Source organism: Candidatus Nitrotoga sp. M5 (assembly GCF_927904885.1).
GTDB lineage: Bacteria > Pseudomonadota > Gammaproteobacteria > Burkholderiales > Gallionellaceae > Nitrotoga.
In genome coordinates this window covers 1-23234 of the sequence record NZ_CAKMNW010000074.1, presented here as the reverse complement: position 1 = coordinate 23234, position 23234 = coordinate 1, and the positions used below count along the sequence as shown (strand labels likewise).

Here is a 23234-nt window from a genome sequence, read left to right as displayed (position 1 = left end):
AACCCCACCCTTTGGCAAGACTTTACTGTCAGATTAAGTCTGAACTACTACATATGAGCCTTTTTCAGCAGCCTGCTAGAGTCTCCTTCAGAGGAAAAACTGGCTAATCAGGCGCGTCACAAATAAGTTTGTGCACTTTGACAGGAGAGCTTTCTATTGCTGACCAGTTCATTACCTGTTGCTATCGATAGCATTAATCCCCATTTCGCATGGAAAAATCATGACGCGCAAGTAACGTTGATCTTGGTTTTCTTTAACTTGGATAAATAACTTAACGTCGAAAATTTTACCGCCGAAACCTATCAATTTAAATCTATGGCCCATATGGCAACGAAAACGTAAGTTGGGATTAATCTGGCCATCACGCATCAGATTGATTAAGGAAAATTCTGGCATCAGTTCAGAAATATGTCCCCAAACTGATGCACCACGTCGACAACCGAACAGATCAACGTTGGGAATGTTATAGTCCTGAATCATTCCTTGTTCATTAAGTGTCAACACAATTCTGTTGTCATAAACATTTTGATATGTAATTAACTTATCGGGAAAACTGCTTGGCTTGCGGGTGCGTTCCATTCAATCTCCTGGATTTTTTCAGACGATTTCCCTTAAGTCAGGCAGGCTGTCAGGTATAAAGCTTTTTGAATAGGGTAAACGAAGTCACTTTTCGACACATCAAATAACAGATTTAAGAAATTAGATAAAAATCAATTCCTTAGTTGTTTTAAAGGATCTTAATGTCATTATGAACTGAATCGACTCCTTGGATACCTTGAGCAATTGAACAGCCTTATCCATTTATGTTAAGTTTTGGGTCCTTTTGTCAAAAATTTAAGTAATAAATATTTGCAGCACTGCAACTAACGTCTGGCAAATGGTGTGATATTTTCTTTTTACACATCATGCTAATGTAATGTTTTTAACTTTTTCCACACCAACTTTCGGCAAACGAATTGTCATCACCCCATTTTTGTAGCTCGCTTCGGACTTGTCTGTATCTACATTACGAGGCAGGGGGATAGTGCGCTGGAAAGCTCCATAGGCACGTTCCATGGTGTGGTAGACACTATCGATTCTATCGCGTTCAAAGTGCTTCTCTCCGGAGATGTAGAGCATGTTGTTCTCGATTGTTATGCGGAAGTCTTCTTTTTCCATTCCCGGAATCTCTAAATGCACCACTATCTCCTTGTCTGTTTCCTCAACTTCTCCGGCTAACAGGCTCCAATGGGGTAAGGTAGATAGGGGAGTGCCTGTTTCCTGTTCCTTATCCTCGCTCCGAGAAAAATGGGTAAGCGCCTCGTTGCATCGTCCGAATAGTTCGCGCCAGCCTTCCGCAAGGCTCTCCCATGTTCGACTAAGCCCATGTCCAATATTTCTCCCTGCCTGTTTTAATGAATCCAGCATTTCCACGCTCCTTTTTCGATTTTAAAACTAGCACTTGTTTTTATGATAATTCACTTGTTTTTATGACAATTAAAAACTGTGGTTATACAGCTCAGTAAAGCAACCGTTTGCCGTTTTCTTCCAAGCGTTTCGTCTCGTGAATTAAGATATCCCCACGCGTTATACGCGCGTAGTCTTCAAGTTGATATTTTGCGGCATCAAACGCATTGTGCAAGTCAACATAAACATCTTGTGATGATCACAGATGAGCACTAATTCATAAAAAATTGCCGAGCACACCAATGTTGGCTCGTACTTGAAACTGTTTGCCCTGATGATGTATATGTGGCGACCCAACCATAATAGGGCGTGGTATGGTTGATAAATTGTTCGATTTTTGCCGTCTTGTCACGTAAACGTGCATCCAGAGCCTTTGAAGGTTCAACATTGCGGATGGTAATTTGTAAGGGTGTCCGCACAGTTTTCTTTATCGAAATTAAATACAGGTCTGACTAATGACGACTTCTTGTTTTTTGTTGCTCATTTCTCACAAGTTTAGAAAGTTTAAGCAATGCTTTCGATAACAACCTTAATAAATCATCCGAAGTAAGAGTCCCGATCAACCCGCCACTCTCATTGACTATTGGCAATGGTAAATAGTGTCCTTTAGTATCAGTTAAAAAAATTTTTTGGAACAGCCAGTTTTCGCATCGTTTCCTACTCACCCATATCGCTGGGTATCATCCTGTTATCGCAAGATTTACTTTGTTGACCTGAATATCTTCAGATAAGGTGCAAAATTAGGAGCAGATATTTTTTATTTCCATGGCAATATCTTTATCTGTAAGAATAATTTTTTCTCGTTCATCATGTTATGGTTGTGATGACACATCTGACGGACAGCACTTGTCCCCAGCATGAATCTTGTTAATCGAGCCGTTAGAAACAGAGTAAAGGCTCGAATATAATCCCTCTTTTTTTATAGAAAACTGACACAGTTAATTAATTTCGAGCTGTTTGGCCGTTTTGCCATTTTTCTTTGGTAGTGTTAATTCCAGTACACCATTTTCAAATTTGGCTTGGGCATTGCTCTCGTCCACATCGCTACCTAGAGTAAAGCTCCGATAGCTTGATCCTTGATAGCGTTCGCGGCAAATGACCCTTTCGCCTTCCTTTTCCTCTTTTTCCTGCTTGGTTTCGGCACTGATGGAAACACGATTGCCATACACTTGCACTTTGACGTCCTCTTTCTTCATCCCGGGAATTTCTGCGCGCACTGTATAGGCCGTATCATTTTCGGTTACATCAATTTTGATCAGGGAAGGAGTTTCTGTTTCCAAAGGAAACTGGCGTATCCCGAACCCTTTGAACCATTCATCAATATTTGTGAATGGATCGCTACGAGCAATACTGCTAAACAAGGGGGAGTGCGGAATAATATTCATCATGATTTATCTCCATTAAAGTGAGTAAAATTAATTTAACTACTGCGAATAAATTTTGGTCAGACTCGATTTGATCTGCATAATATTCATCCATCGCCCGCCATCTCATTTTTCTGTAAAAGCCGTGATTTCGGCGCTTTTAATGTGCCGTATTCAGTTATTAATAAGCATATGCCGTGCCAGGTGGGAGAAATTAATTAACGTATTGATTAATAATTTATTTGTATGTAAAGCTGGGGGGGGGGTGGGTCATATTGCACCCACATATGTAAATGTTTCAGGCGGTTTATTGCCTGAGGAACGTTGATAATCAAGGAATTGGTATGGGTTGACCCACTACTGGGTCATTTTTAACCCATAAATGGATTTGTGTAGTGATCTAATAGAAACATAAATGGCGCAGTCGCGTGGGAGCTGCCCCAGTACAGGTAAGTTGTTTTGTCCGGTTTTGGCAGGTTGTAGTCAGATGAACTAGTCAGAGTTGATACTGATACAGCCGCATGCTGACAAGACTTACTTCACCAACTCCATCAACTTACCGTAGCTATCTACCACGTCATATTTCACTTGGCTGGAAGTGATTTTGGTGAAGAACTTTCGGGCGCATTCGATTCTCGATTTTTCGATTTCGCGTAATTCCATCGAGGACATTGAGCCTTTGGTTTCTGCAATGAAATAGACGTGCTTCACAGCCCCCTCCTTGAAGGCGATGGCCCAGTCCGGGTTGTAGTTGCAGACCGGGGTGGGTATGAAAAATCCTCTAGGCAGTTTGGCATACACAACCACTTCAGAGCTGGTATCCAGCTCCTTCACAAAGTTGCTTTCGCTCTTTGAATCGGTGAAGACATAATCATAAATATGGCGGTCAACTTTGATCGCCTTGCTGAAATTTTCTTTCGATTTTTCTTGAGTGAAGATGCTGATGTCGTATGTCTCGCCCACTGAATCGTAGGAAAGCTTTTCTACAATTACGGTCGCTTTCTGTTCATTGATGAGCAGCATGGCTGTTACGAAGGTCGCCATAACTATCATTAAAAGGCCAATTTTAATGCGAATGTGCAGTGATGCACTGTAATGTCTAGCATAATCCTAACGATTAATACCACCAACCCAAGGAGCATACACATGGCACGGCACTATTCCCCCAGATCGTTACTTTGTCATGTGCCCATTCCATGCAATACGCAAGGCGGTAATCCACATGTGTGAGTTTGATTCGCTGATCCTTGCTCTTGAGAAGTGGTTTGACAAGCCGTTGTCGGCCATTCCCCGCGAAGCGCAGGAGCGCATCGAGCGAGATTTCAGACCCATGCCTTGGGACGCTTGGAGTCCAGATCAGCGGCGCAGCGTAGCCGCGCAATGGGATTACCGGCACGATCCGGCAACTGAACTAGAACGACAATATTGGTGGGATTTATTTTGCCGGAAAGATGCGCTCGAAAATCAGATCAGGGAATGGGAAAAAGCCGCCACCCCGACGGCCAGCGATTTGGCGCAAAAAGAAACTCGGCTAAATGAATTACGGAAGGAGCTTGGCCGGATGGAGCAGCTGGGAAGACAGGTACAGAGCCACCATATTCCAGAGCAGGTAAATATTGATGGATTGACTGGGGGGCCGGCTGCAACAGGGGCAGCCTCCTTCCAATATGTCGCCTATCCGAAGGCCATGAAGCTTTTGGCTGACCGTTTAAATGCGATACCAGAAGAATTGGCCGCTTGGATTTTTTATGGGACAGAGCATGGCGGTATATCGGCCTATACCAATGCCAATGAGCTGAGCCCTCCGCCCAAGTTTTTCTACGGTTACCACACAGGTACAGAAGACTATATTGCACCGCTCATGGCTTGCTGGTTCAGGGAGGAAGACGTCTTAAATTTTCAACCAGATGAGAGATACATTACCGGGAATGCGCTGATCGAGCGCTGGAGTAAGCAGCGTGGAATTAAGCCCATAGCATTTATCCGTGCAAAAATTGCTGAGTCGCGCCTGATGGATATGCATCCGATCTTTGGAGGAACGGAAGCAATTTTTTCGGAGATGGGATCATTTCCTCCTCTCGAAACGGGTCTGTTCGCCATGTCTTATGTGAGAGCCATAGAGGCGGAGGATTTCGAGGTTGTACTCCCTGATGTACTAAACGAAAACGCTCCGTCGAGAGCACCTAAACCCTTAATCGAGAATGCCACAAATTTTGGGAATGACGAAAAGCCTTGGCTCATTCAAAACCCCGATGATCCAGACCCTAAATACCCTTGGTTTACGCCAGCTCGATTCTTTGCGAGAGCGCTTATAAAGGAAGATGTAACATTACTGACAAAGCGCGATATATTGGCCCGGAAAGTAGCCGATGCCTTAAAGAAGGTCGGCCTCATGAAAAGAGGAGGCAAGAAACCATTCGATCCTGCAACCGTAAAGAAAGCACTCTCCAACGTAGTGCTGGGATAAAAACTTTCAAACTTTCGGCGAAAGTTTTTATAAAAATATGGCTACGCGCCAATATCCACGCTGGTTCCGCAAAAAATTCACAATCTCTTGAAAGCCTTTAATGCTCTAGCAAAGTTACGATATGTTCAACAACCGCCCAAGAGGTGCCAACATGTCGCAACAAATCCTTCGGCTTCCCGCCGTTAAATCTGAATCTGGTCTTTCCCGCTCAACGATCTATCTGCGCATTGCTCAAGGGCTATGGACAAAGCCCATCAGCCTCGGTGCGCGGGCGGTGGGCTGGCCTTCTAGCGAAGTGGCAGCAATCAACGCGGCGCGTATTGCCGGAAAGACCGACAAGGAAATCCGCGCACTGGTGATGAAGCTGGAAGCGGTACGCAAGACTGCCGCGTAAGAGGTCCTTGATGAGCCAAAATCGTGATGCACCGGCTTACCAAGAATATGCGGCGACCATCTTGGCGCAGCTACCATTCCGCACCATGACGCTACAAGATCGTGGCTTGCTCTACACGATGCGCCTTGAGTGTTGGGTAAATGTGCGGCTTCCACACAATCACAACGACTTGGCGAAAGTTTTAGGGTTGTCCGTTGGCGAGGTTACCGGTTCGCTTGCTGCCGTGTTGTCGTACTTTGAAGTTGTGGACGGCTTCATTATCAGCCCTGAGTTGGAGAATTATCGGGCGCACTTGGAAGACCGGAAGAGTAAGCAAAGCAACGGAGGGAAACGTGGTTCTGCCATAACAAATGGCAAGCGTAATCGCCCTGCAAAGGCCGTGGATGATGAAGATTCGAGTACCCCGTCGAGTACCTCGCGACTACCCCGTCGAGGTGGGGGCGAGTCCTTAGTGAAGTCAAGTACAAAAATGCAAAATCAAATCCAGCCACCAGTGAAGAGAATTACTACTGAAGCCAATTCAGATGGAAATGCCGAATGGTTGGCAGAATATGAAGCTGCCGAGAGTTGCACGGCGGAGGATTATGCCAAAGCAAGCGGGGGTTGATAGTCATCATGAAAAAACGCCTGCATAACCCCAATCTCGCCAAGATACATCGCAGCTACACCGTGGAAGAAGTTGCCAGCCTGTACGTTGTTTACAAGGGCACGGTGCGCGCATGGATCAAGGCCGGACTGTCAACCATCAATGACAAGCGACCCATGCTAATCCTTGGCCGCGACCTTGTTGCTTTTCATCAAGCAAGGCGAACAAAAAACAAACAGACGTGCAGGCCGGGCGAAATCTATTGTGTCCGTTGTCGCGCGCCTAAAGTGCCAGCCGGTGATATGGCTGACTGCAATTTCGTAAACGACAAAATTTTGAACCTTGTCGCTATCTGTCCGGACTGCGACACGATCATGAATCAGCGTGTCAGTCTGGCTAAGCTGGAGCTGATTCGCAGAAAAATGGATATCTCGTTGCCGCAAGCACTGCAACACATAGTTGATAGCAATCAAGCCAGCGTGAACAGTGACTTGAAACAGGGGTAAAAAATCATGACAAAACACAATGCAGATAATGAACGAATTAAGCGCAAGTATTTCGCCTTTTTGAAAGAGGCCATGCGTAATAGTGAGCCAACAGTGGATGCCGCTGCGAAGTCGCTGGCACGGTTTGAAGACCACACCAAGTACAAAGACTTCAAGGCATTCCACTCTGAGCAGGCGATTGCATTCAAGAGGCATCTTGCCGAACAAAATGGGCAACAGTCCGGGGAGAGGTTGAGCAAATCAACCTTGCACGCGACACTCACACAACTCAAACGCTTTTTTCACTGGCTGGCTGGGCAACCTGGCTACAAGTCCAGGTTGAAGTATGATGATGTTGAGTATTTCAATCTTTCCGGCAAGGACACTCGCATCGCCACGACGCAACGCGAACAAAAAGCGCCGACACTGGAACAGGTCAAGCACGTCATCAATGCGATGCCGACCTATTCAGATATTGAGCGCCGCAACCGCGCTCTTGTCGCATTCACACTGCTGACTGGCGCGCGGGATAGCGCCATTGCTTCGATGAAGCTAAAGCATGTTGATCTAATCGCGAACAGCGTCAATCAGGATGCGCGCGAAGTTAAGACGAAATTCAGCAAGTCTTTCAACACGTTTTTTTTTCCGGTGGGTGAGGATATTCGCGGGATTGTGGCGGGGTGGGTGGCGTATCTCCGGGAAGAGAAACTATGGGGCAATGACGATCCGCTTTTCCCGGCAACGCGCATTGCGCTGGGTGTGTCTCGCCAGTTTGAAGTGGATGGACTGGAGCGCGCCCACTGGAGCACTGCTTCGCCTATACGCACGATATTCCGCGATGCCTTCGTTAATGCTGGATTGACATATTTCAACCCACACAGCTTTAGAAATACGCTTGTGCAACTCGGCCAGGATGTCTGCAAGTCCCCTGAACAATTCAAGGCTTGGAGCCAGAACCTAGGCCATGAAAAAGTATTGACGACCTTTTTGAGTTATGGCGAAGTTGCGTGTCAGCGTCAGGGCGAAATTATACGGGACTTGGCAATACCGCAACAGGCCATGCTATCGGATGCCAACGAAATTGCGGAAGCAGTATTCAAGAAATTCTGCGCTGCTGGAATAGATATGCCGGTCAAATAAACTGGAGTGCTAAACTGTGACCGGCAAGTAACAAATTCATCCACGCCGAGATTGAAGCTTGCAAAATATAAGGAAAAAATGATCGAGGCACCTATTAGTAATCCACCGCAAGCATACATGGACATCATCAGTCAGTTGATCGACAAAGCGCGGGGGTTTCTGGAGGCTGGTGAAAAGCTTCAGCCGATGGCGTTCGTTGGCAACCTGACTACCAAGGAAGTCATCCCGGTGATGATTCAGACTGGCAGCGGGTAAGTTAAAGACCGGTCTGCACAGATGATCCAGTCAGCGGCGTTGGCATCGGAGGCTGATTTTGTGTTCGCGATCATTGGAGCATGGAGGTTTTGGCCTGAAAAAATGCGCCAAATGAATGTGATCCTCGACAAGTACGGAAGCATAAGTGCATCGTCCTATGCAATTGATACGTGCGTGTTTAAACTGGAAACGAGGCATGGGATGTGGGCAGCTCAACCGCAGATCATGCCCAAGAGCATTTCCAAGAAAAAACGGGCAATTGGAGTAGTCGCGTTCCGCTATTTTACGGAAGTTAAAGACCGATTTACATACCTGCTACCCAAGAGGGAAGGCGACGAGCCACCGGCAATTTTGCATTGAGGGATCAGCAACCATCAAGCAAATCCCGCCCACCACCAAGCAGCGCGCCTTGGCGATTGTAGCGCGGGCGTTAACTCCTCATAGCGGGCAATTCAAATGTTACAGCCAGAGACCGGATAGCTGCCGCATCTACTGCATCAATACAGATCAGCCTTGCTGGTATGTCTATGTACCTTGGGAAGATGGAATACTGGCACTGCGGAGTAGTCGAGTGATGGTTTTTTCAAGGTTGACCGGCCAAATTCTCTACGACGGATCGTCAGATGACGAGGGATAAACTGGCAGTACGCCGAAGGCATCCCATCATGTTGACTTACCCCGCATGCGTGTTCAACTTCACTGCAAAATCCGCCACGCCGATCTTGAACAGAAACTTGGCAGCGGTATCCAGCGTTTTGAATTCCCGCGTTTCGCGCTTGCTGGTTTCCAGCGGCTTGCCGTCGGCGATGATCGTGTAGCCTTGCGACATGACGGCGTAATGCAATTGGATGCGCTTGATGGCATTGGCATTGAGCAATAGTTTGAGTTCGCGTTCGGTCATGTCTTTATTCCTCTAGCAGAATTGAACTCGTATCAAACAATTTCCCTTGCTCCACTACCACAAGCAGATCACCAGGCTTTACTTGCAGAAAATCACATAGCTTGGATAGCACCTCGCGGTCAAAGCTGTTGACCTTGTCGCAGTAGTAGCGGTCAATCGTGGCGCGCGCAATACCTGTTGCCCGGCATACATCGGAAACTTTGAGACGCTTCGCGCCCAAGATGGTGGAAAGGCGGCAGCTAATCATAATGAACCTAGTAATTATTACTTGATGTCGATCAATATATGCTAATTAACGATTAGTGTCGAGTATGCGTAATAGAGTTTTGTAAAGCGAAAAAATGGACGCTGTTCGGTGCGTTAAAAAAACAAAACGCATTGCGATGCAGTTGGAATGGAGCTATTGGCAGAAAGCAGGTTCATCGCCTTCTGCGCTTTATCCGATACAACTGCGATAGTGAAGGTGCGAGGCTTGCAGGGTTTGTTGCAAGCGCCTGACTGAGCAGTCAATGGAAGAGTTTGATGGTGTTGCTATGGGAATTGCTGAAGCTGTTTTAAGCGCCTAGCAATTTTCTGGTGTACCCATGGGTGTACCCATGAATTGGAAAAAGAAAAATGGCTCACAACCGTTAAGCTGTAAGCCATTGTCTGTACTGGTGCGCCCGGAGCGATTCGAACGCCCTACCCCTTGGTTCGTAGTTAGTTAATTCCCCATATCACCTCGTCTCATAACCTCTCGTAACGTATCATTAACTAATTGTTTATAATGTAAAATAGTGCTTGCAATGTTTCATGATGGAACATAACATATCTCCTAATCTCATGCAAAAGTGTCACCAAAGTGTCACCAATTAGGAGGTCCTCATGGCTCTAACAGACAGACAAATTCAGTCCGGAAAAACTGCTGGTCCGGATTTATTCCTCAATGACGGGAAAGGGCTATATCTTCGAATTCGCCCATCAGGAAGAAAAAATTGGCTTTACCGCTACAAAGATCCAGATAAAAAAACTCAATGGTTAGACCTAGGCGCTTATCCATCCTGCTCCTTGAATGATGCTCGCCTTAAAACTGCCGAATTAAAAATACAACGTATCAGCGGCATCGATCCTGTGGAGGAAAAACATAAAAATATTGAACGTATAGAAATTGAAAAGGCGGTCGAAAAAGCTGCTAGTCGAACACGCCTGACCGTACTTGAGCTTTTCAATAGTTGGGAAAAACGCGAGCTGGCAGATCGCCACGATAAGGGAGCGGAAGTAAGGCGTAGTTTTCAGAAGGATGTATTCCCTACCTTGGGATTAATACCCGTCAAGGATATAAAGCGGGCTATGGTTGTAAGTGTTCTGGATAGCGTTGTAGAGCGTGGCGCGCGTATTATTGCTCGGAATCTACTTGGAGACTTACGCCAGATGTTCGGCTACGCAATCACACGAGAAATCATGGAAAATGATCCTACATACCGACTAAAACGTGATGATTTCGGAAAGAAGACAGAGCGGGAACGGATACTTACCAAGGCTGAAATTAAATCACTGCCCGAAAAGCTCAGGACGGCAAAACTTGCAAAATCAAGCGTGGCATCCATCTGGGTCATGCTCTCTACGTGTTGCCGTGTTGGTGAAATAAGCCGCGCCGCCTGGAAAGACATTGACCTTGATGGCGGGATCTGGCGTATCCCACCCGAAAATGCAAAGAATTCAAAAGCGCATACAATCTACCTTTCCCATTTTGCAATTCAACAATTTAAAGAGCTGAAAATATTGTCTGGTAATAGCCGTTGGGTGCTTCCCGGAAGATTGCCTGACATGCATGTTTGCCAAAAATCATTGTCAAAACAAATCGGGGACAGGCAACGCGGAGATAAAGCTCCTATGAAATGCCGCAGCTTACATACTAATGCACTGGAACTGCCTGGCGGCAAATGGACCTCACACGATTTGCGGCGCACAGGGGCAACAACTATGGGCATTCTAGGTGTACGCCCTGATGTTATTGAAAAATGCCTGAACCACGTTGAACAAAATAAACTCGTCAGGATTTATCAACGCCAAAAACTTGAAGTTGAACAAGGTGAAGCTTGGCGACTACTGGGCGAACAACTGGAATTTCAACTAACTGATATTAATGATAATATTATTTGAATAAGGAACGCAGCATGAGTCTAAACGATAATACAAAAATAAGTGCTCCGTCTGAAATCAGCGAATGGTTTACTCTGGAAAAGGCTGCAGAAAAAATTTCAATTATACTAAAAAAAAAAATAGATGAGTCTGAAGTCTTGAAATTGGCACTCGATGGAGATTTGAAACTTTCTGTTGATCTACCTATACCCACAGCTGCAAGGTCTGCTTCTATTGTCGCAATTGCTGATGAATCGAAAGAAACTATCATCCCGAAAGATTTAATTTTAAAAGCTCCAAAGGATGCTTACTATCTAAAAATCGAAAAAGGCAATAAAAAATTAGAGAAAATACAAGGAATTTTTGATTTGCCATTGAAGTTTGGTGAATACGAAGCAGTTCGGGCTGAATATTCCAGAAAAGTGAATAAAAAAAATATTAAGTTGTCACATAATCGTCCACTTATAGTTGAACAGAATGGACAGTTCAATTGTATACAAAAAGTTTTAAGGCAAAAAATTGATATTCCTAAAAGCTATGGCTTGGGAACGGTTAGTATGTTTGCTGGCACCAATAATGCAATTGATTTTCCTAAGCACGCGAGTTTCGTAATTCGTCTGGAAGCGTTAAAACGTTATGAAGAGTCTATTAGCCTAACCAACCCGAGCACAGAAAAGCCTCTAGCCCAAAATGAACGCACCACTTTATTAATAATTATCGACGTACTTTTAAAACAACTAAAATTAAAGCCTGATACTAAAAGTCTTCCCAAAAATATTGCTGGTATGACCGTTGATAACGAGACGCCTGTAAGTGAAGACGCTATTAGAACTGCATTAAGTAAAATTCCAGATGCTCTTCTAAGGCGTGTAAAATAAGAAAGTAAATCCGCGAACGGAAAATAAATTCCGTTCGCGGCCAGCTCATAAATTAAATAACGGAAGATGTGCGTCTACTTACACAAGGCGCACATCATGGCACAACGTACCACTACTTCGAGCACAATCCCCGATGCTCTTAAAAACTTCGATTCCCTACCTGATGCCGCGAACGTGCGGCAACCCGTAGTTCAGGCCCTGTTCGGTTGCTCATCGGCAACCGTCTGGCGCATGGTCAAGCGTGGCACCCTTCCAAAACCTCGGAAACTGTCCGAACGCTTAACCGCATGGAATGTCGGCGAACTGCGTAAAGTTCTGTCGTCATGAGTGGAATCAAAATGATTCACCTTCACCCCAAAATGGAAAGGCTGTTTAGCAGAAGGCAAGGAAGTGGATTTATAAGCATCTGTCGTTCCGCTGGCCCGTTCACACCTCGGTCATGGCAACTTGGACCCTTCGTCTTCCCCGCCCCCCACAGGAGTGGCAGCGGCTTTTCCAATCTGGCCGCGCAGTTGCCCCCCTGTTTGCAAACCACCCACCCGGTCACGGGTCCTTCTGGCGCTCTGGCACATGAGGGTAATTCGAACCTCGATCTGCCGCCAGGGTGTGGCAATACTTCATTGTCAACGCATTACAACAGAATCAGACAGACCATCTATTGCTGGCAGAGAATTCGTTCACGGCCATGCATTGCGATCCTGAACAAACGGAGGTGCCTGAAATGACCTACGCCAATTACGACGACGTTGCGGAACAGATCCGCTCCCATGGTCTGCTCATCAAGGGCAATCTTTCAGTAAACACCCCCAAACCGGTACGCGTCTTTATAGAAAATGGTGATCGCGAGAAGCGCGGATGGTTCTGGCTGAATGAAGTCATGATTGACGGTGCGGCGTATCTGGTCGGTGCCTATGGCATCTATCAAGGCAACGATTCCGGCAAACAGACGGTCAGGCTTAACCGTCGGGACGAGAAGGGGCAGCTCAAGCCGCTGGTTCCTGACCCCGCACTGCGAGCGGCGATGAAGGCCCGCCACGAGGAAAACTCGCAGAGCATGAAAGCTTTTCGTTCGGCCGAGGCAGAACGCGCGGCACATGACGCATCCCGGGTATGGAAAGCGTATGTACCTAGCGGTGAATCAGACTACCTTAATCGCAAAGGGGTGGCGGCACACGGCGTACGTTTTGATCCTAACGGTCATGGCACCGTAGTCGTGCCCATGTGTGATGCATACGGCAAAGTGCACGGCCTACAAATCATTCGCGGCAAGAATCGCGGCAACAAACTCGAAAAGCAGTACTTTCCCGCCGGCCTTTCCAAGCAGGGACATTACCATTTGATCGGCGGCTCACCTGTCTGGATCTGCCTGGTGGCCGAAGGCTATGCCACTGCGGCCAGTCTATACCAGGCGACCAACTTGCCGGTCGCTGTCGCATTTGACGCCGGTAACCTGATTCATGTCGCTACTACTCTGCGTAAAGCCTACACCCGCGCAAAGTTTCTAGTCTGTGCCGACGATGACTACCTGACCGACGGCAATCCCGGTATCACCCTGGCGAGTGCTGCCGCTCTGGCCGTGAGTGGGGCATGGGTGGCACCCGGTTTTGCCAGTGACCGTGGCGGCAACAAAATCACCGACTTCAACGACCTACACGCCCTCCAAGGATTACACGCCGTCCGCAGCCAGATTGAAACGCGCCTGCGGGATTTGAAATGGCAAGCTCCCGAAGTAAATGAGCAAAATACCCACTTAGCGGGTAGCGAAGGCAAGTCCCTCAATCTGAAACCGCTTTTATCTGTCGATGAGGCCTGTGCACGCTATGCGCTTATTTACAACGGGGGCGGCGTCTTCTTCGATAATGAGCACCGGGGACTGGTACCGAAAGCGGATGTATTGGATATCTGTCCGGATCACGCCTGGCGGGAATGGAAGCTGCGACCAGACCGTCGCGTGGTGAGGATGGAAAACGTCGGCTTCGATCCGGGAGAATCAGATCCCCTGGTCACCTGCAACATGTGGGGCGGCTGGCCCACCGAACCACGCGAAGGGAAATGTACCGCCTTGCTCGCCTTGCTGCAATATCTGTGCAGCGGTGAACACAACTGCAGCGAAGTGTACCCCTGGGTGCTGTGCTGGCTTGCCTATCCGATACAGCACCCCGGCGCCAAAATGCAAAGTGCCATTGTGATGCATGGGGGGCAGGGCACTGGAAAGAGCCTATTCTTTGAGAGCTACATGCGTATCTTCGGTCCTTACGCGAAAGTGTTGGACCAGACCGCAATTGAGGACCGGTTCAACGCTGACTGGGCCCAAAAGAAACTCTTTGTCCTGGCCGACGAAGTGCTGGCCCGGCAGGACATGTTCCACATTAAAAACCGCCTCAAGGGTTTCATTACGGGCAACCGGATACGCGTCAATCCAAAGAACGTAACCGCGCATGAAGAAGCCAATCACATGAACATCGCGTTCCTCTCTAACGAAAAAATGCCGATCGTGCTGGAGATTGACGACCGGCGATACTGTGTGATCTGGGTGCCTTCCGTTTGCGACAAGGAATATTATTTGGCCGTAGAGGAAGAACGCCAGAACGGTGGAGTTGAAGCGCTGCATCACTACCTGTTGAATCTGGACCTGGGCGACTTCAAGCCCTGGACCCGACCGCCGATGACGCAAAGCAAGCAGGATCTGATCCAGCTGGGCTTGGGCAGCGAAGAACGCTTCTATAACGAATGGCGTTCCGGAGAGCTGGAACTCAAGAATGGAGAAGCTGTACCATTTTGCCCCTGCCTTGGCATGGACCTGTACCGCGTCTACGAATTTTGGTGCCGGCGCAATGGAGAATCTAGACCGCGGGCGACCAATCAGTTCCTCAATTTCTTCACCAAACAACCCGGATGGATAGTCGGCAAATCGCAGGCGACTTGGGACACCCTTCATGGGCGAAGTCCGAAAAGCCGCAAAATGGCCATCCCCAGTGACAAAGCTTTGGCTGCTCATGGCAGGAGCGATCTTGCACGCGAGAACCATTCCACCAAGCAGGATTGGCTGACGGCCTGCTATTTTGCTTTTACAAAAATGGTCGAGGTCACCTCATGATTCCACTCCACTCCACGGGGTGTGCCACGGCAAAATCGGCCGTCATGCCTCACCACCACTCATTCCACGGATTGTACGGCACGATCCCATGCAGGCGGGCGCGCGTTTTCGGGGACGCGGGCATGTACCTGTTCAGATGCGGGTGTATATGTTCGATATTCATGCGGGCCTTTCTGTCCTCTCTCTTACACACCTGTAACTCTCCGTGGAATGCGTGGAATAAGTGGAGTAGGAGGTTTGTTACCCAAAGGTTCGTAAAAACTCCCGTAAAAATCCAGTGGAAAGAAAGGAACCCATCTTGACGCTGGAAAACCAATCCCAATTCGCGAAGCGCCTGGGCCACGACAAAGGCTACATCACCCGCCTCAAACAGGCCGGGCGATTGGTCATGGAGGGTGATCGGGTAAATGTCGAGGCATCCCTGGCACGCATACAAGCGACACAAGGGGATCGCCCGCAAGTGGCCGACTATCATGCCGAGCAGCGCGAACACAAAAGTGCATCCCCTTCATGGGGTGGCGTGGCTGGTATGTCAGGGGGCAATGTCAGCCCGGGCGCCGATCTCAGCTTGGAAAAAGCACGCCGTGTGCGGGCCATCAGCGAAGCCCGTATCAAAACTGCCCAGGCGGACCAGGAGGAAATGGCACGTGACAAAATGGCCGGCAATCTTATCGCCAAAGAAGACGTCGACTTCGTGCTGCGAGACTTTGGCACCACCTTGAGCAGCCACCTGGAGAACCTGGCCGACCGCCTTGCTCCTATCGTCTACCCCATTACGACCCTTAATGATACCCACACGGCCATTCGGGAGATGGCTCAAGAGATCCAGCTGGAAATGGCTGAAACCATGCAACGACGCACACTCAATCCGGGAACCAGAAATGACTGAACAAATGAATGAATCACGCATCGGCACCCAGATTGAACCCCGCCTGTACGACCAGATCGAACGACTGCCGGTGGACAATCTGGTCCCGTATGCCCGCAATGCCCGCACCCATGACGTTGAACAGATTGCGCAGATTGCGGCGAGTATCCGCGAGTTCGGCTTCACCAATCCGGTACTGGTCGACGAAAGCGGTGGCATTATTGCCGGACATGGCCGGGTTCTGGCGGCGCGCACCTTACAGCTGAATGTCGTGCCCTGCTTGCGCTTGGCCGGACTTACGGTTGCTCAGCGACGTGCCTATATCTTGGCGGACAACCAGATTGCCCTCAATGCCGGCTGGGATCTTGAACTGCTGGCAGACGAGTTGCAGCATCTGCGCGACGACGGATACGAGCTGGATTTGATCGGATTTGACACGGACTTCATGGCTGATCTGCTTGCCGACCCAGTTCCCGAGAAAGATCCGGACGACGCACCGGCGCTCCCGGTGGAGCCGGTCAGTGTTCTGGGGGATATCTGGATACTTGGATTGCACCGATTGGCGTGTGGCGACAGTACTGCCCCCGCCAACCTGCAGGCGCTGATGCAGGGTGAGCTTGCTGATGCCTGCTGGACCGATCCGCCTTATAACGTCGCCTATGGCGCATGTGCTGAGTTTCAGAACAAAGGCAAGAATGGAAATAAGACTGGGAATAAAACAGGCAAGCAGAGAAACACAGACCGGATTCTCAATGATGATCTGGATGATGCCAGCTTCCGCGAGTTCCTGGGAGGTTTCTACCGTACCGCCTGGGGCGTGATGAAGCCGGGTGCGGCAATTTACGTTGCTCATTCCGAAACCGAGCGTCATAACTTCACCGAGCAGTTTTTACAGAATGGTTTCAAACTATCCGGCTGTCTTATCTGGAGAAAGAACGCGCTCGTCCTGGGGCGCTCGGATTACCAGTGGATGCACGAGCCGATCCTGTATGGCTGGAAACCGGGTGCTGCGCATCGCTGGTACGGTGGCCGGAAAAAAACTACCGTCCAGCACCTTGAGGGAAGTCCGTTTACCCGCAGACCTGACGGACTATGGGAGATTCAGCTGGGTACCAGCGTCCTGGTTGTGGAGGGCGAGGCCAGGATAGAGGAGTTACTGCCGGACGTAATCACCGAAGACAAGCCGCTCAGAAATGACATCCATCCGACCATGAAGCCTGTCGCATTGATCGAACGCATGCTGGTCAACAGCGCAAAGCGAGGAGAGATTGTACTCGACCCGTTCGGGGGCAGCGGCTCGACGTTAATGGCCTGTGAGCGTCTGGGGATGAAGGCACGCCTTTCCGAACTTTCACCCGGCTATGTAGACGTCATCATTCGGCGCTGGCAGCAGTTTACTAACATGCGAGCCATTCTTGAATCCAGCGGCCAACCGTTCCCGGAGTAGGCCAATGGCAGTCAAACTGACCCACGACCGTTCCTATCTTTACCGCCGCCTGGCGGCTGCCTGCAAGCCGGCCGACCGCTTGACGGTGTCGGCGTGGGCCGACCGCCACCGGGTGCTGTCGTCCAAGCAGTCCGGTGAACGCGGCAAATGGAAAACCGCGCGCAATCCCATCCTGCGCGAGATAATGGACTGCCTGTCGGTTACTTCCCCGATATCAGAAATCGTGGTGATGAAATCGAGCCAGGTCGGGGTGACGGAAGCCACCGTGAACTGGTTGGGCTACATCATGGACCATGCACCGGCACCGACCATGGTACTGATGCCGACCCTGGAAAGTCGCGATTCCTGGAAGGTGCAGAAACTCAACCCGATGCTGACTGAGACGGAATGCGTGCGCGATATCCTCGGTGGACTGCGCAGTCGAGATGCGGCGAACAGCAAGGACCTGATCGATTTCCCGGGGGGGATACTGTTTCTGGCCGGGGGCAACAGTCCCAACAGCTATGCGCAAAAGTCCGTGCGCAATCTGATAATGGACGATCTCGATCGCTTTCCGTCCGAGATTGGCGAGGAAGGCGATCCGGTTGGGCTGGCTCGGGGGCGGCTGAAGGCATTCTCCCGTTCCAAGCTATTGTTGATCAGTACCCCGACGGTGAAGGATGCCAGCCTGATCGAACGCGAGTATCAGGCCAGCGATCGCCGAAAGTTTTATGTACCATGCCCAGCATGCGGGGAAGGGCAGTCATTGAAATGGACCAATCTGAAATGGAACCTGGCAGCGGAACTGGTGTGGTATGAGTGCGAACACTGCGGGACTTGCCTGGAGGAACACCACAAGCCGGCGATGCTTGCAGGCGGAGTGTGGAAAGCAGAAAATCCGGATCACAGACGTCGTGGCTATCATCTCAGCGCACTGTATGCCCCTATAGGACTGGGACCGAGCTGGCTCGACCTGGCGCAGCAATTTGTACTGGCAAGACAGGACATTCCCACCCTCAAAACATTTATCAACACCGATCTCGGTGAGCCGTGGGAGGACCAGACCAGCAGCCTCAAGTCGAATGATCTGCTGCGCCGAGTGGACGATATGGCATTGCGCAGCATCCCGCCTGGAATCCTGGCACTGACCGTGGGGATCGATACCCAGGATTCGTGGTTGGCAATCACCGTGCTGGGCTGGAGTGAATCCGGTCACCGCATCATCGACTGGCACGAGATTCAGGGTGACACCACCCGCTTGGAGGTATGGGATGAACTGGAGCTTTACCTCAACACGCCTCTGTTGAATTCCTTTGCAAGGTCGATGCGTTACCGGGGGGCGCTGATAGACAGCCGAGGACACCGGGGTGAACAGGTACGCAACTTTGTGCAACGACCCGGCCTCAAGGTACCGGTATTTGCCGGGCAGGGCAGCACTACCCGCATGGGTAAGGCGATTGCCTCCTCGCCCAGTTACCCTGACAAGACCCGCCGCGGCAAAATCACACGCGGCGGATTCGGGTTATGGAACGTGGGTACCGAATATTGCAAGGCATTTATTTATGGCGCCTTGGCCAGCGATACTGACCGCGCCCCGGAAGACCGGGCGTTTCAGTTTGGTCAAGGGCTGGAGGTGGAATATTTCGATGGGCTGCTATCCGAAGTATATGATCCGGAAGCCCGGCGCTATGTGCAGAAGAAAGGCACACGCTTCAGACGTAACGAACCGCTGGATACGCTGGTCTACGCCTGGGCAGTGGGTGCACATCGGGAAATCATGATCGGTCGTACCCGGCAGGGAAAGGCGGATCCCAGTTATTGGAAAAGGCTGGAGGCAATGCTGGAGCAGCAGAACTCAGAGCCTTCCAATCTTGTTGCAGACTCAGACAAAATAGCCGGATTGAACGAACTTCCAGATAAAATTATCACACCGAATCCAACCAGTCCTGGCAGAACAGCCATAGCGGGTGGACGGATATCTGTGGGCGGGCTGCGCCGGGGATGAGATTGAGAGTAAGAATGGTTCAGGGTGAGTGTGATATAAATAATTATTTAGTTTATACAGCGGCACAGAAATCAGACTTAGTGACCTATCCAAAATAGGACACCTAGGATGGCCCTAGCATCAATAAGTGGACCTTTGCGCCCGCAAGGGCGACAGGCAATATCTTGCGAGTTCTATAGTAGGGGACCTCGTCGGCCCACTCGAACGAAGGTCGGGAGAAGACTTTTGTCGACATGAAGGCTCTAGCGGACGATAATGACACCGTCGAATTGCTTGCCTTTCGATTTATGTATAGTCATTAGCTCAACTTTGATCTGACACAAGCTGTCAGTTGCTCCATCCGCTTTTGATATTTTACCTTCGCAATTTGAAATTGAACTGCCGAGAGCAGGCGATAGTGACCGACGAAAATCGACACATTGGAAACGGTCATTTTGTTCGCCAGGACCGTCCGCTTTTTCGGCCTTTGCTGCCGTTGAGGGTGGCACTGGCGAATGGCAGGTGTCATGCAGTTTGCAGACGCTGAATGGACGGTGATGAGTTGAGTGACCGCTTCCCTAAACTGCGATGGGCAGCAGCCGACACATACCGGCCATCCGACTTTCCGGAAATCAGACCTTCAACGTAAAAGTGAGGGACTGCGCAAAAGCGCGCAGCCCCTCTCGACTGCCGGGTTGGGCATCATTTTTATATTAAATCGCAGCAATAAGAAAGGGTGCCGCTTGTGTGTATTTTTCCTGCCTTTGTTAAGACCACCCCATTACGCATCCAGATATCATTTGCGCCGTCCTCTTGAGTAGACATGTTAATTGCCGTTACGGGAAACCCGATGGCTTGCGTAATCTTTGCTTTTCTTTCGCCAGCATATTCAATTTGCATGAGAACTTGACGATTTGATCGTGCCAAAATTTCAACGAATTTATATTGCGATATATTTTGTAGCCAGTCTAACAAATTGCCGTCCTTTTCAATTTCGATGACACAAAGTTCAATAGGATCCTTTGTTCCAAAGCGCACCTCGCATGGTTTCAATAGAAATCTTTGATTGGTTACAAATGTGAAAGTCTTGTCTAAGATGTCGGCCTTTATCCAGCCGTCAAAGCATTGTGAGACTTTCCTTTGTCCAATTTCTACTGAAAGCTCTAGCTTCGCCGTAATTTCTTGAGCATGGATTACTGCGTGACATTGTGTACACAGCAGCGTGCATTTATCCACTTCTTCGATTTGCTCGAGCGATAACCTCTGCTTCATCAGCTTCTCGTATGAAGTATGTTTTGCATCCGGGTCAACATGGTGGAGTTGGAACATTCGATTGAATGTTCCGTGGCGCGTCACCATTGCCTCTACAGACAAACCACAACTACTACATCGGTTGCCTTTGTATTTATAAAGTTGAGATCGATCAGCCATTTTTTATCTTAATGCCCAACGCCCGCGTAATAGGCGCGAGCTTGCGAGCGTCCTGATTGACGCGTTTGTTAGAGTATTACAACCCTTTATTTTTTCTATCATTACTGTGAAATTCGTCCAGATCTTCAACACCGAAATCTTCTGGAAGTATAGTGCGCTGTATATCAGACGAGTTAATTTGCATGCTACCGATAAGGCTAATAAACCAATTATCTATAACCGTACGATTTTTCTTTGTGGATAAATGTGTTGATCTATTGATTGAATAAGCAAGAAAATCAGCGATCTGCAAAAGAGGCTCAGATCCTGAAGAACAATAATTCCCCTGATATGACTCGTTCCAGTCATGGAAGATCTCTTTTCCAATACTTAATCCAGGTTTACATTTTCCCTCGTCTAAAAAGATGTTTATTGGTGAAGGTTTACTTTTATGCGCGATCTTAATTTTAAGCAGCAATAATAATAATGACAAATCTTCACGTTTCGAAATATCGAGGCGTTCAATATTCTGTGGAAACAGACTAAAGTCGTGGTCGGCAATGGTTCTATCATCGATTGTTTGAATATACACTGGCCATCGGTAACGAGCGTATATATCAGCAAAAAACTCAAAAAGCATAAGGTTCATTTGTTCTGGAAGCTTATTCCAAGGATTATTCCTGTTATAGATATCAACAAAATGAAACTCTTTAGCCAGCACGCCAGTTTGCTTTTCAATTTCATCTAAGCAGTTAGTTATTTGTTCACGAATATAACCTGCATCTTCGTCTGGAAAAACTACCGCAACATGAGTACGACGTTTTCCTGTAACGAATTTTGACTCTGTGTCGTTCTCTGGTCCATAAGTATCATCGATAGCTATGTGCATGCGGTACTCTAACGTAAAAGTAACCTGCCTCGCGCGGCCTTATTGCGCGAGGTCAGGTTGACTGCCGGGTTGGGGCTCACGGGGTAGCCTCGTGGTCAATGCCATCTAGGTATGCCTCCCACCATGCGATTGCCTCGCGCAGGACATCGCGTTGATCACGCCCCGCGAATGGCCCAGTGTTAACAAGATAGTGATGCTCGGTGGGCTTGTTTTGCCCGAGATGCACCGTCGCTCCTTGCCCGGCACCAACTTCGTACTCGTGAATGATGTTGTGCCGCTCTGCGTCTATGAACTCCCAGAAAATTTGTGGCTTCGGCTTTGATTGATTGAGTTGGCTCCACGCGGCTTCGATCGCGAGTTTGTATTTGGGGCTGATGTTGACGTCGATCTTTGCGAGGACATAGCCAACAGTTCGAAGAAGAACAACTGCGGCGACCCAGCGCCTCCGCCAGGCGCGACCTTGTATGCCACCGCTGATTTCGTCAATTGCACCTCGACAATCTTCAAGTACTTCACGAGCCGCACGTGTCATTGTGGTGAGCCCCAACAGTTATTAGCCAGACCCACCGGTCTGTACTATTAAAAATAGTGTGGAATGCGTATTTTCGGTAACCAATTGATTTATTAAAGCCACCCGAATTTATTGTTCCGCATATGCATAATAGTACAGACGGGTGCGAATGTCTCCTTATGGCACACAGCACTCATAACGTGAGTGTATTCCAAAGCGGACGCCGTCAGAAGCAAATCCCTGCCGCAGAATCAGATTCCGTTCAATTAACAAGGAGTCTGAAATGGAAACCTCTCAATCCCGTGAACCCTGGAATAAAGGCAAACTGATCGGGCAGAAGCCACCGCTGAGACTGAAGGACATCTGGGCCATCCGTATCCATCTGCAACTCAGCAAACGTATCCGTGATCTAGCGATGTTTAACTTAGCCATCGACAGCAAGCTGCGTGGCTGCGATCTTGTTGCTCTACGGGTTCGTGATGTTACCCACGGCAATCAGATGTTATCGCGGGCGATTGTCGTTCAACGAAAAACGCAACGGCCTGTGCAATTTGAGCTAACGGAAGATACCAGAAACGCAGTGTCTGCTTGGATTGCCAAGGCCAATCTCAAATTGGAACAGTACTTATTTCCAAGTCGCCTGAAGAACTCTCCTCATATTTCAACGCGGCAATACGCCAGAATCGTACACAGATGGGTTGCCTCTATTGGCCTTGACCCTACGGCTTATGGCACGCATACGATGCGCCGAACCAAGGCCACTCTAATTTATAGGAGAACCAAAAATCTGCGGGCAGTACAGCTGCTGTTGGGGCACTCGAAGCTGGAAAGTACCGTGCGATATTTGGGGATTGAGGTTGACGATGCACTGGAGATTTCTGAACAAACTGAGATATAACCAATGAGTTTGCGGCTGGCCTTCCGGTCAGTCGCCCTCTCGTGCGCCATATCTCAGCCGGATTCCACCTATGGCCGCTTTGCGGTAGCATGGCGCTATGAGTGCTGCGTGCCA

At 48.9% G+C, this 23234-nt stretch carries 25 protein-coding genes; 15 read left to right on the top strand and 10 right to left on the bottom strand.

The annotated features are described in order from the left end of the window. Positions 1–171: 171 nt before the first annotated feature. From MJ770_RS13655 to MJ770_RS13640, 4 genes are all read right to left on the bottom strand, one after another. Complete coding sequence (locus MJ770_RS13655; RefSeq protein ID WP_239255366.1) at positions 172–579, bottom strand: hypothetical protein; 408 nt, start codon at positions 577–579, stop codon at positions 172–174. Positions 580–903: 324 nt separating this feature from the next. Next, a complete protein-coding gene (locus tag MJ770_RS13650; RefSeq protein WP_239255365.1) occupies positions 904–1407 on the bottom strand; it encodes an Hsp20/alpha crystallin family protein in 504 nt (167 codons plus the stop codon). 977 nt (positions 1408–2384) lie between these two features. Continuing rightward, positions 2385–2834, bottom strand: a complete 450-nt coding sequence (locus MJ770_RS13645) for an Hsp20/alpha crystallin family protein (RefSeq protein WP_239255363.1) — start codon at positions 2832–2834, stop codon at positions 2385–2387. A 510-nt stretch (positions 2835–3344) separates the two neighbouring features. Next, complete coding sequence (locus MJ770_RS13640) at positions 3345–3854, bottom strand: restriction endonuclease (RefSeq protein ID WP_239255361.1); 510 nt, start codon at positions 3852–3854, stop codon at positions 3345–3347. A gap of 178 nt (positions 3855–4032) precedes the next feature. On the opposite strand from MJ770_RS13640, the gene MJ770_RS13635 reads away from it, so the two are divergent. From MJ770_RS13635 to MJ770_RS13605, 7 genes are all read left to right on the top strand, one after another. Further along, positions 4033–5277, top strand: coding sequence for a hypothetical protein (locus tag MJ770_RS13635; RefSeq protein ID WP_239255359.1), 1245 nt, complete (start codon positions 4033–4035; stop codon positions 5275–5277). 151 nt (positions 5278–5428) lie between these two features. Continuing rightward, entirely contained in the window at positions 5429–5671 is a 243-nt protein-coding gene (locus MJ770_RS13630) for a helix-turn-helix transcriptional regulator (RefSeq protein WP_239255357.1), read from the top strand. A 10-nt stretch (positions 5672–5681) separates the two neighbouring features. Continuing rightward, positions 5682–6278 (top strand): hypothetical protein, encoded by a 597-nt coding sequence (locus MJ770_RS13625; protein WP_239255355.1) that lies wholly within the window; start codon positions 5682–5684, stop codon positions 6276–6278. 8 nt (positions 6279–6286) lie between these two features. After that, entirely contained in the window at positions 6287–6763 is a 477-nt protein-coding gene (locus MJ770_RS13620; RefSeq protein WP_239255353.1) for a helix-turn-helix domain-containing protein, read from the top strand. A 6-nt stretch (positions 6764–6769) separates the two neighbouring features. Further along, positions 6770–7882, top strand: a complete 1113-nt coding sequence (locus MJ770_RS13615) for a tyrosine-type recombinase/integrase (protein WP_239255351.1) — start codon at positions 6770–6772, stop codon at positions 7880–7882. A gap of 78 nt (positions 7883–7960) precedes the next feature. Next, entirely contained in the window at positions 7961–8137 is a 177-nt protein-coding gene (locus MJ770_RS13610; RefSeq protein ID WP_239255349.1) for a hypothetical protein, read from the top strand. A 21-nt stretch (positions 8138–8158) separates the two neighbouring features. After that, entirely contained in the window at positions 8159–8497 is a 339-nt protein-coding gene (locus tag MJ770_RS13605; RefSeq protein ID WP_239255347.1) for a hypothetical protein, read from the top strand. Between the two features lie 313 nt (positions 8498–8810). Here MJ770_RS13605 and MJ770_RS13600 read toward each other — a convergent pair whose 3' ends face one another. Next, positions 8811–9038, bottom strand: coding sequence for a hypothetical protein (locus MJ770_RS13600; RefSeq protein ID WP_239255345.1), 228 nt, complete (start codon positions 9036–9038; stop codon positions 8811–8813). Between the two features lie 4 nt (positions 9039–9042). Beyond that, positions 9043–9285 carry a helix-turn-helix domain-containing protein gene (locus MJ770_RS13595; RefSeq protein WP_239255343.1) on the bottom strand — a complete coding sequence of 81 codons (243 nt, stop codon included), beginning with the start codon at positions 9283–9285 and terminating at the stop codon, positions 9043–9045. A gap of 617 nt (positions 9286–9902) precedes the next feature. Between MJ770_RS13595 and MJ770_RS13590 the strand changes: the two genes are divergently transcribed. The 7 genes from MJ770_RS13590 to MJ770_RS13560 all read left to right on the top strand — a co-directional run bounded on the left by MJ770_RS13590 (position 9903) and on the right by MJ770_RS13560 (position 19433). Further along, entirely contained in the window at positions 9903–11180 is a 1278-nt protein-coding gene (locus tag MJ770_RS13590; RefSeq protein ID WP_239255341.1) for a tyrosine-type recombinase/integrase, read from the top strand. A gap of 14 nt (positions 11181–11194) precedes the next feature. Next, positions 11195–12037 (top strand): hypothetical protein, encoded by an 843-nt coding sequence (locus MJ770_RS13585; protein ID WP_239255335.1) that lies wholly within the window; start codon positions 11195–11197, stop codon positions 12035–12037. Positions 12038–12133: 96 nt separating this feature from the next. Further along, entirely contained in the window at positions 12134–12364 is a 231-nt protein-coding gene (locus MJ770_RS13580) for a helix-turn-helix transcriptional regulator (protein ID WP_239255334.1), read from the top strand. Between the two features lie 394 nt (positions 12365–12758). Then, positions 12759–15134, top strand: coding sequence for a DUF5906 domain-containing protein (locus MJ770_RS13575; RefSeq protein ID WP_239255333.1), 2376 nt, complete (start codon positions 12759–12761; stop codon positions 15132–15134). A 298-nt stretch (positions 15135–15432) separates the two neighbouring features. Then, positions 15433–16023 (top strand): hypothetical protein, encoded by a 591-nt coding sequence (locus tag MJ770_RS13570; protein WP_239255332.1) that lies wholly within the window; start codon positions 15433–15435, stop codon positions 16021–16023. Beyond that, complete coding sequence (locus MJ770_RS13565; RefSeq protein WP_239255330.1) at positions 16016–17449, top strand: site-specific DNA-methyltransferase; 1434 nt, start codon at positions 16016–16018, stop codon at positions 17447–17449. The genes MJ770_RS13570 and MJ770_RS13565 overlap by 8 nt, the downstream gene beginning before the upstream one ends. A gap of 4 nt (positions 17450–17453) precedes the next feature. Continuing rightward, positions 17454–19433, top strand: a complete 1980-nt coding sequence (locus MJ770_RS13560; protein ID WP_239255328.1) for a phage terminase large subunit family protein — start codon at positions 17454–17456, stop codon at positions 19431–19433. Between the two features lie 298 nt (positions 19434–19731). Here MJ770_RS13560 and MJ770_RS13555 read toward each other — a convergent pair whose 3' ends face one another. From MJ770_RS13555 to MJ770_RS13540, 4 genes are all read right to left on the bottom strand, one after another. After that, positions 19732–19941, bottom strand: a complete 210-nt coding sequence (locus MJ770_RS13555; RefSeq protein ID WP_239255326.1) for a hypothetical protein — start codon at positions 19939–19941, stop codon at positions 19732–19734. A 179-nt stretch (positions 19942–20120) separates the two neighbouring features. Further along, positions 20121–20843: a hypothetical protein gene (locus MJ770_RS13550; protein ID WP_239255324.1), complete on the bottom strand. Its 723-nt coding sequence runs from the start codon at positions 20841–20843 to the stop codon at positions 20121–20123. Positions 20844–20919: 76 nt separating this feature from the next. Beyond that, positions 20920–21711 (bottom strand): DUF3800 domain-containing protein, encoded by a 792-nt coding sequence (locus tag MJ770_RS13545; protein ID WP_239255322.1) that lies wholly within the window; start codon positions 21709–21711, stop codon positions 20920–20922. Positions 21712–21787: 76 nt separating this feature from the next. Further along, positions 21788–22243: a hypothetical protein gene (locus tag MJ770_RS13540; RefSeq protein WP_239255320.1), complete on the bottom strand. Its 456-nt coding sequence runs from the start codon at positions 22241–22243 to the stop codon at positions 21788–21790. Positions 22244–22505: 262 nt separating this feature from the next. Between MJ770_RS13540 and MJ770_RS13535 the strand changes: the two genes are divergently transcribed. Further along, positions 22506–23120: a tyrosine-type recombinase/integrase gene (locus MJ770_RS13535; RefSeq protein WP_239255318.1), complete on the top strand. Its 615-nt coding sequence runs from the start codon at positions 22506–22508 to the stop codon at positions 23118–23120. Positions 23121–23234 lie beyond the last annotated feature (114 nt).

What these genes read in the sequence shown, in the direction of transcription:
- MJ770_RS13630 (WP_239255357.1), top strand. Translation starts at nt 5,429, where the DNA reads ATGTCGCAACAAATCCTTCGGCTTCCCGCCGTTAAATCTGAATCTGGT.
- MJ770_RS13540 (WP_239255320.1), bottom strand. Translation starts at nt 22,243, where the DNA reads ATGACACGTGCGGCTCGTGAAGTACTTGAAGATTGTCGAGGTGCAATT.
- MJ770_RS13655 (WP_239255366.1), bottom strand. Translation starts at nt 579, where the DNA reads ATGGAACGCACCCGCAAGCCAAGCAGTTTTCCCGATAAGTTAATTACA.
- MJ770_RS13640 (WP_239255361.1), bottom strand. Translation starts at nt 3,854, where the DNA reads ATGGCGACCTTCGTAACAGCCATGCTGCTCATCAATGAACAGAAAGCG.
- MJ770_RS13600 (WP_239255345.1), bottom strand. Translation starts at nt 9,038, where the DNA reads ATGACCGAACGCGAACTCAAACTATTGCTCAATGCCAATGCCATCAAG.
- MJ770_RS13560 (WP_239255328.1), top strand. Translation starts at nt 17,454, where the DNA reads ATGGCAGTCAAACTGACCCACGACCGTTCCTATCTTTACCGCCGCCTG.
- MJ770_RS13555 (WP_239255326.1), bottom strand. Translation starts at nt 19,941, where the DNA reads ATGACACCTGCCATTCGCCAGTGCCACCCTCAACGGCAGCAAAGGCCG.
- MJ770_RS13580 (WP_239255334.1), top strand. Translation starts at nt 12,134, where the DNA reads ATGGCACAACGTACCACTACTTCGAGCACAATCCCCGATGCTCTTAAA.
- MJ770_RS13615 (WP_239255351.1), top strand. Translation starts at nt 6,770, where the DNA reads ATGACAAAACACAATGCAGATAATGAACGAATTAAGCGCAAGTATTTC.
- MJ770_RS13595 (WP_239255343.1), bottom strand. Translation starts at nt 9,285, where the DNA reads ATGATTAGCTGCCGCCTTTCCACCATCTTGGGCGCGAAGCGTCTCAAA.
- MJ770_RS13550 (WP_239255324.1), bottom strand. Translation starts at nt 20,843, where the DNA reads ATGGCTGATCGATCTCAACTTTATAAATACAAAGGCAACCGATGTAGT.
- MJ770_RS13575 (WP_239255333.1), top strand. Translation starts at nt 12,759, where the DNA reads ATGACCTACGCCAATTACGACGACGTTGCGGAACAGATCCGCTCCCAT.
- MJ770_RS13625 (WP_239255355.1), top strand. Translation starts at nt 5,682, where the DNA reads ATGAGCCAAAATCGTGATGCACCGGCTTACCAAGAATATGCGGCGACC.
- MJ770_RS13635 (WP_239255359.1), top strand. Translation starts at nt 4,033, where the DNA reads ATGTGTGAGTTTGATTCGCTGATCCTTGCTCTTGAGAAGTGGTTTGAC.
- MJ770_RS13605 (WP_239255347.1), top strand. Translation starts at nt 8,159, where the DNA reads ATGATCCAGTCAGCGGCGTTGGCATCGGAGGCTGATTTTGTGTTCGCG.
- MJ770_RS13620 (WP_239255353.1), top strand. Translation starts at nt 6,287, where the DNA reads ATGAAAAAACGCCTGCATAACCCCAATCTCGCCAAGATACATCGCAGC.
- MJ770_RS13610 (WP_239255349.1), top strand. Translation starts at nt 7,961, where the DNA reads ATGATCGAGGCACCTATTAGTAATCCACCGCAAGCATACATGGACATC.
- MJ770_RS13565 (WP_239255330.1), top strand. Translation starts at nt 16,016, where the DNA reads ATGACTGAACAAATGAATGAATCACGCATCGGCACCCAGATTGAACCC.
- MJ770_RS13650 (WP_239255365.1), bottom strand. Translation starts at nt 1,407, where the DNA reads ATGCTGGATTCATTAAAACAGGCAGGGAGAAATATTGGACATGGGCTT.
- MJ770_RS13590 (WP_239255341.1), top strand. Translation starts at nt 9,903, where the DNA reads ATGGCTCTAACAGACAGACAAATTCAGTCCGGAAAAACTGCTGGTCCG.
- MJ770_RS13585 (WP_239255335.1), top strand. Translation starts at nt 11,195, where the DNA reads ATGAGTCTAAACGATAATACAAAAATAAGTGCTCCGTCTGAAATCAGC.
- MJ770_RS13545 (WP_239255322.1), bottom strand. Translation starts at nt 21,711, where the DNA reads ATGCACATAGCTATCGATGATACTTATGGACCAGAGAACGACACAGAG.
- MJ770_RS13535 (WP_239255318.1), top strand. Translation starts at nt 22,506, where the DNA reads ATGGAAACCTCTCAATCCCGTGAACCCTGGAATAAAGGCAAACTGATC.
- MJ770_RS13645 (WP_239255363.1), bottom strand. Translation starts at nt 2,834, where the DNA reads ATGATGAATATTATTCCGCACTCCCCCTTGTTTAGCAGTATTGCTCGT.